Source organism: Cryobacterium sp. N19, assembly GCF_002929595.1.
GTDB lineage: Bacteria > Actinomycetota > Actinomycetes > Actinomycetales > Microbacteriaceae > Cryobacterium > Cryobacterium flavum.
Genome location: NZ_PJJR01000039.1, coordinates 46180 through 52500, shown reverse-complemented (window position 1 = coordinate 52500; position 6321 = coordinate 46180). Strand labels below are relative to the sequence as shown.

Here is a 6321-nt window from a genome sequence, read left to right as displayed (position 1 = left end):
GTCGCAATTCTCAATCAGCGGTCGAGTCATCACACGGGCGACGGGCGGCCATTCCCAGTAAGCCGTCCAGGCGGCAAGGAGACCTCAGCCATACCCATCGCCCGAGGGTTGCCGGAACATTACTCCGCCTCCGACACTCACAACAGCGTAAGGAAGGCGATCTCATCGTTGGCTCGGCGTCAGGATCCGCGATCGCGACCCTCGTTGAACGCACGACCCGATTCGTCGTCTTGGTCCACCTGCCGAACGGCCATAGCGCCACGGCGCTCCTCGCCGTGATCGTCGGCGCCCTCAATCTCATGCCCGTGATGCTGCGGCGGTCATTAACCTGGGATCAGGGAACCGAACTGGCGCGGCACGTTGAGATCACGAAAGCGACGGGCGTTCCCATCTTCTTCTGCGATCCGCACTCGCCCTGGCAACGCGGCACGAACGAGAACACCAATGGCCTGCTGCGTCAGTACTTCCCCAAAGGCACCCATTTAAACGCGCACAGCGCCCAACGCCTCCTCGAAGTCGCCACCGAACTCAACGAACGGCCCCGCAAAACCCTCAACCGGAGCACCCCAGCCGACCTGCTCAGCAGGCTAACCTCGAAGAAAGAAATAACCCCTGTTGCTTCCACCATTTGAAACCGCCATAGGGATACGAGACAGGTCTATCAGTGTCGCGTGCGGATGGTCACCACGCCCGCCGGGCTTTGCGGCACTGCTCAGTCCCACGGGCCTCGCCTTCAAAATCTTGCATCCTTCTCGGGACGAAGACGCCCAGTTGAACGTCTTCCAGATTTGCGATGTGCAGCGGAACGCCAAGGGTCCCGGACGAGGATGCAAATCAGTTCCGCTCGTGTCCCACCGTCCCCTTCCCGGCAGTTCAGCTACTTCAGCGATGGTCGCGCGAACCAACGAAGCAGGACAACACCCATCACCCTGGCGACACGTGGGCTAGAGTGCTTTGTTCACCGCCGCTACCAGTTTCGTCCAAGCCGCGCGTTCGTCGACCGCGAGCGCGTTGTAACCGTTCCCGCCGAGCCAGCCCATGAAGGCTTTGGCCAGCTTCCACTTAGATACGTGCTTGCCATGCTCGGCTGTAAGGATCTCCATAACAGGGCGAGTGGGTTGTGCCGCGATCGTGGTGGCACTGTCCCATCCCAGACCGGCGGCAACGGACGCGATGGTGGACCGGAACAAGTCTTCAATCTCTGCGCCCTTGATCGGGGTAGCCAGGACGTCGTTGACGCGGAGAACCGCTTTTTTAGGCAGCAGCGCAATGAGGGCGTCTTGTTGAGCGGCGAGATCTCCGGCAGCGTCGGAATCGAGTAGCGCGGCCACTTCGAGATTCTGACCCGCGTAGATCGTCACGAAGTATGCGACCTTGCTTGCCGTGCCCGCGGGAATGATGGCGGGCGAGTTCTTGAATGCCGGCCCTCCATCTGAGCCGGCGGCGTCGTTTATGGCGTTCAGGTAGAACATGTCCGTCACCCCTTCGCAGACGAGGTTCCGTTTCTGCGAGAACATGTTCTGGGCGAGTTCATACCCGAGGGCGGCTTGGAGAGGGAAAACGGAACGCGGATCGTCGACTTGCAGACGTGAGTGAATTTTCGTGCCCGAGGCTCGGTCTTTCATTTCCGCAATGCGAACCAGGTCGAGCTCGTCTGAGCCGACCATGAAGGGTGAGTGCGTGGAGTAGATGATCTGGTTGTCCTCTCCGAGAAGCGAGATCGTTTTCCGGAATTCTTGCTGCTTTAGAGCGTGAAGGCTCAGCCCCGGCTCGTCGAGGAGGAGGATCGCCCCTTCGAGGGCGTCTTCTGCTTGAGAACGGAAGACGACGAAGAACGAAACGAGCCACCGAAAACCTTCGCTGCGTTGATCGAGCTCGATCTCCACGCCAAGGTCGTCGACGACCATCACTTTCAGGTACTGACCGTCGGCGACGATTCGCAGCTGCAAAGCGTCATCGCCCCAGACCCTTCGCAAGTCACTCGTGAGTGTCACACTTGCCGCGTTGAGCTGGTACTGGCGGCTGTCCAGCTTCCGCTGGTGAGCCACTACAGCGATATTATGCGATTCCTTCACGGCGGGGTTTGTTTCGTAATGCTGCGGTGTGGCCGGAACTCCCTTGGCCATGTCTGACAGCTCTTCCGCGGTGAAGCCAAGCAGATTTAGCAGGCACAGATTGCCGAAGTCGTACTCGCTGTCAATGTCCCCGCGGGCTTGGCGCGCGGCCAACGACTCGAGGTCGATCCGGGGACGCACGGTAAAATAAGTCGAGTAGTAGACCAAGAGGGGGATCCGCTTGCTGAGCGCCGCGACCGCTGTTGACAGTGTCTCTACCCGGTCTACGGCCGCATCGACCTTCGTCCAGCGTTCCGTTTCTGCTGTAATGTCTTCCGCGACTAGTGGCAGGGCGGCGGTGAGTGTCGATTTAAGCCTAACGGCCAGGTCCCCTGCGAGTGGTTCGCGGTCAATGCTTGTTCCGAGGCTATCGAAAGCGGCGAGAAGGTCGGCCGGTGCACCTTGCCCTGCGATGTGCGCTCGCATTCTAATCAGGTCTTGCTTGACCTCAGCGAATGTGGATGTCGGCGGGAATCCGTAGGTGCTGTACTTGCGCGCGTTGTCGAGGTATCGGTGCCAGGTGACAGTGGCTTTTGGATCGAGGTCGATTCCTGACGCGGCAAGAACCGCGGCACGGTCTGTGTCATCGAGAGTGAATGTCGCTTCAGCGACCTGAATATCGCCGAGCTTTTTCCTCCCCTTCTGAATATCGTTCAGTTGGGAGCGGGGGTAGTCAAAGAGGTAATCCAGCGCGGGGGTATCTTCCGGTGCGTTGATCGATTGAAGAGCCTTGAGTACGGCGGTTTTGCCCGCCTCGTTTATCCCAACGAGGATGGTCTTTTCCGGCTCGACGTCAAAATCGCCAGAGTCGATGACCGACCGGTAGTTAGTCACTCGTGCTCGGCTGATACGCAATAGATCCCCCTCGTTGGTGTAATACAAGGTACCGGATAGGAACGCACGGCCTGATGTGTCCTCACGCGTTCGACGCGGTGTGTTGGCGTTACGGGCACCGTGCGTTAAATCGGTACCGGAGATCAGCTCGATTCACTCAAGAGCGATCACAGATCGACGCCACGAAGACGAGCGTGACGCAGCCGGCGATGTGTGGATCCCCACTTCGAGGTGAATTTCTCATATCGACGTGCTCGGCCTGAATCGAATTACTTGATGCCTAAACTGAAACGAAACGCATCAGTTAGAGATGCGGATGGGGGTATTGAATTGGACGAGACACACGCAGGTTGGTACCCGAACCCGGACGGGTCACTCAATGAACGCCGCTGGGATGGGGCCGTTTGGACTGATGAGACGCGGGAGTATCCGCCGCCAGCAACCGGGCACAAAACGATGGCGCCAAAGGCCGCCGAGCCGAGCACGCCCAAAATGGCGGCGTTCATTGCAGCGGTCAAGAGGTTGCCAAAATGGTCGTGGGCTGCCGTGGCGCTGGCATTGATTGTCGCTATCTCCATACCGGTCGCCATAGCCACGGCTCAGAACCCTGCGGGCGCGCCTGATTCGGCAAAGAATACTGTCAAAAGAACTCCGGTCCCATTCTCGGCCGCCCCATATATCGCGGTTCCGACCACCGCTCCCGTACCGGTTGTTCCGACGCCGGCCACACCGACCATGGTGCCGATGGGATCGCCGATCGTCGGCGAAAATTACTCCCTAGTCATCAACTCGGTTGACATTCTCGACCAGCTGGAAACCACAAGCGGTGGTCCGATAGTGGCTGACCCAGGGACGAAGCTGGTTCTGATTCGCTCCACAATCTCAATCACAGGCAACGCACAAGACCTTACGTGCGGAAGCACCCTCTTCAAACTTGCGTTCGATTCGAATGGTTCCAAAATGGCCGACGTGTTCGAGGGGCCACGAATTCCCGGCAACCCGCAATGCAATTTCAAGACGTCAGCCGGCGAGACCGTTGCCTGGAACTTCGCGTACAAGATCGCAGATGGTCGCACACCGGTGTCAATGTCGATTTCCGACACCAATGTAGACGGTGCCTACAACTGGGGCGAGGAAGTGGTCGCAGCCCTTCACTAGCTGACCTCCAGGGGCCCATTTGGCCAGCACGCATGTGGCCCGCTGACGCGAGATGCCCTCTATGACGTCAACCGGCAGCGCAAGGAGCCATGCCGATGATCGCATGCGGTCGGCATTCCTACGCGCTGAGGACACCGCAGTTCTCATTAGCGTCATCGCATTCGGAATTGCACTCATGGCATCTCTGATCAGTGCCTGGCAGGGCTGGACCGCCTACAAAACGCATCAGGATTCGCTGAGGGTGGCCCTTTCGATCGATAAATTAGGTACGTCTGATGGGTTGTTGGTGCGCAGCTCCTGGCAAATTCGGAACAATGGCCGCGGCGACGTCATAGATCCGACATTTGTCATCACCCTTCAGTTTCGAAAAGAATCGACACATTAAGAGGGCCGGATAGACGGGGTACTCCGGGGATTCGCGAGGGAGCGACTCACATTCGATAGGCCGCCGGCCCGGCTGGAGACGACCCTAAAATGCCATCCCGACCTAAGGATCGGCGACTATCTCCGAGCAACCGTCTCCTATTCTTGACCAAGGCGCGCCCGTCGCCGGAAGTCAAACATAGCTATCGTTCGATCGATAGGTTGAGTGGATGAGTGAATCACCGCTGCCTGGCCGACCTGTATACGTACTTGAAGCCGGATTTTCAAAAGCAATCAATGCCGAGATGCCCATCACGAACGAGCTAGGAATCGAGCTGAAGAGTCGGCTTGCAGGCGAAGTGACGCTTGATATGCGCGAAGGTCAAAGTTTTGAGGACTGGCTGACTCTGCAAATTACCCCAATGCCATTTCTAAGTGGGTTTGCCAATAGTCGGCGGTTCGCCGATGCCGAGCGCGTGATTGACGAAATCGCGGCGGTGTTAGATCAGCGAGTCGAACGTGCGTCAGAAGTCGAATCTCCGCGGTGGCTTCGACAATTGGTCGCGTTATGGGACTTTGAACGAGCGGTCGTCTTGACGTTCAACTACGACACGCTGCTGGAGCGCGCCGTGAACTGCAGTGGGACGGTGACTGGTGCAAGATTAAACGCGCTTCAATTTCTGCTCGGCGACCACGTAGTTTTTCCGGCCCCGCCAGCAACGCAGGCTCAGTTCCTTGGAGACACAGGTGCACCGCACAATGCCGAGTCCATGCAGGTTCTAAAATTGCACGGTTCATTGGCGTGGTATTGGGCCGGCGCCGATAAGAACGGGTCAACTCTCGCTCGGGTACGCGAGAAGCACGTGCTCGGGTCGTTGACCCCGTTGACTTCGGACGCAGATTTTTCGGGTGCCACGAAACTTGACCGATACCTCATTCCACCGGTAACCAGCAAAGACGGGTACTACGGTTCGTACCTGGCGAATACCCTCTGGCGAAGCGCCCGGGCGATCGTGGAGACTGCGTCCTCTCTCACGCTCGTCGGGTATTCGTTGCCATTAGAGGACCGAGTGGCTAGCCAGTTGATCGCAGAAGTGGGGCCGACTATTACCGACGGCGTCGTCGATCAATCTCCCGGTTCAACGGAGCCTCGCGAAGGAGTCTTAGGGCGCCTGGCAACCCTCGGGTTGAAGGCTGAGGTAACAGTGTCCGGGCACCAGTCCCTTCCGGATTTCGTATCCAACAAAATCAAGGAGGCCACGGAAGCGCTTCCGCGTTCTATCGCTTTTGACCAGATCGAGAGACAGTCGGCCGACGTTGTGGTGGCGATCGCCAAGAAATGGGGGTCTCCAAATCCTGCGTCGTTATGTGTATTGGTATGGGACAACGCCGAGAAGATCTTCGCCGCCTACCCGGTAGACCGAAGCTACATGACCGGCTCGTCAATGCCATATCGAAGCAGCATTCATAACTCCATGCCCCTCGGAGCACGGGAAATCGAAGACTTCGTCACCGCGGATCGTCTGCGCCAGATAATTGCTGGTGGCCAACCGTTTGTATTTAGACACCCCAACTCGCAAGAACTCCTTGTCGGAATTGGTGCTGAACGGATCAAGATCGAACGGTGGGAGTTCTTACAGATTAAGTGGGCACCAGCAGGCGCGTGAGTCGCGCTCGACAAGAAAACCGACGGGGTGCCCGTGCGGCCTTCAAGCGGCCTCAGGCGCGGATGCGGGACCCCACCGGCACGTTCATGTTCCGGGCGGCAGGGAAGACGGCTGAGCGACGATACGAAACTTGGCCAGGCACATAGAGCGGGGTCAGCAGAAAGTAGGCCAGAAGCGGGATCATA

General features: G+C 58.2%; 5 protein-coding genes. 4 read left to right on the top strand and 1 reads right to left on the bottom strand.

The features are described from left to right. A partial coding sequence (locus tag CXY78_RS01775; protein WP_140425624.1) for an IS30 family transposase occupies nucleotides 1–632 on the top strand: 632 nt, incomplete at its 5' end. A 312-nt stretch (nucleotides 633–944) separates the two neighbouring features. Here the strand turns inward: CXY78_RS01775 and CXY78_RS01770 are convergent. Next, nucleotides 945–2948: an ATP-dependent endonuclease gene (locus CXY78_RS01770; protein ID WP_104087761.1), complete on the bottom strand. Its 2004-nt coding sequence runs from the start codon at nucleotides 2946–2948 to the stop codon at nucleotides 945–947. Between the two features lie 276 nt (nucleotides 2949–3224). Between CXY78_RS01770 and CXY78_RS01765 the strand changes: the two genes are divergently transcribed. The 3 genes from CXY78_RS01765 to CXY78_RS01755 all read left to right on the top strand — a co-directional run bounded on the left by CXY78_RS01765 (nucleotide 3225) and on the right by CXY78_RS01755 (nucleotide 6136). Further along, on the top strand, nucleotides 3225–4106 hold the full coding sequence (locus tag CXY78_RS01765) for a DUF2510 domain-containing protein (RefSeq protein ID WP_104087759.1): 882 nt from the start codon (nucleotides 3225–3227) through the stop codon (nucleotides 4104–4106). A gap of 175 nt (nucleotides 4107–4281) precedes the next feature. Further along, nucleotides 4282–4491, top strand: coding sequence for a hypothetical protein (locus tag CXY78_RS01760; RefSeq protein WP_140425623.1), 210 nt, complete (start codon nucleotides 4282–4284; stop codon nucleotides 4489–4491). 208 nt (nucleotides 4492–4699) lie between these two features. Then, nucleotides 4700–6136 carry a hypothetical protein gene (locus CXY78_RS01755; protein ID WP_140425622.1) on the top strand — a complete coding sequence of 479 codons (1437 nt, stop codon included), beginning with the start codon at nucleotides 4700–4702 and terminating at the stop codon, nucleotides 6134–6136. Nucleotides 6137–6321: the final 185 nt, after the last annotated feature.

Bases quoted from the DNA above. Each gene is read 5' to 3' on its own strand.
- CXY78_RS01765 (WP_104087759.1), top strand. From the start codon at position 3,225: ATGCCTAAACTGAAACGAAACGCATCAGTTAGAGATGCGGATGGGGGT.
- CXY78_RS01760 (WP_140425623.1), top strand. From the start codon at position 4,282: ATGGCATCTCTGATCAGTGCCTGGCAGGGCTGGACCGCCTACAAAACG.
- CXY78_RS01755 (WP_140425622.1), top strand. From the start codon at position 4,700: ATGAGTGAATCACCGCTGCCTGGCCGACCTGTATACGTACTTGAAGCC.